Annotated in this window: 1 protein-coding gene; it reads left to right on the top strand. The window is 67.9% G+C overall.

Features of this window, described 5'->3' with window-relative positions:
- Positions 1 to 692 (top strand): polyketide synthase dehydratase domain-containing protein (locus ABD330_RS32400; protein ID WP_344469897.1); only part of this gene is annotated, 692 nt, incomplete at both ends.

The raw sequence follows: 692 nt of genomic DNA, 5'->3' as shown, positions 1-692 counted from the left end.
ACCTCCCCACCTACCCCTTCCAACACGAGAGCTACTGGCTCAAGCCGGCCCCTACCACCGACCTCACCACCACCGGCCTCCACCCCCTCGACCACCCCATGCTCGCCGCCGCCACCACCCTCCCCGACGGCACCCACCTCCTCACCGGACTCATCTCACTGCAACAACAGCCCTGGCTCACCGACCACACCATCCTCGACACCACCCTCCTCCCCGGCACCGCCTTCATAGAGCTGGCACTACACGCCGCCCACCACACCGCCCACCCCCACCTCGCAGAACTCACCCTCCAACACCCCCTCGCCATCCCCACAGACACCACCATCGAACTACAGCTGGCCGCCGGCCCCCAGGACAACACCGGCAACCTCCCCCTCACCATCCACTCACGCCCCACCAACACCACCCACGAACAACCCTGGACCCTGCACGCCACCGGCACCCTCACCACCACCAACCCCCAACCCACCACCCCCAACCCCACCTGGCCACCCACCGGAGCCACCCCCCTCCCCGTCGAAGACCTCTACCCCACCCTCACCACCCAGGGCTACAACTACGGACCAACCTTCCAAGGCCTGCACACCGCCTGGCGCCACGGCCAAGACACCTACGCCGAAATCACCCTCCCCCCACACACCACCACCGACGGCTACGGCATCCACCCCGCACTCCTCGACGCAGCCCTGCAC

It is taken from the genome of Kitasatospora kazusensis (assembly GCF_039529945.1).
GTDB lineage: Bacteria > Actinomycetota > Actinomycetes > Streptomycetales > Streptomycetaceae > Kitasatospora > Kitasatospora kazusensis.
Note: the sequence above shows the minus strand (reverse complement) of the source record. Positions and strands in the feature narration are given on the sequence as shown.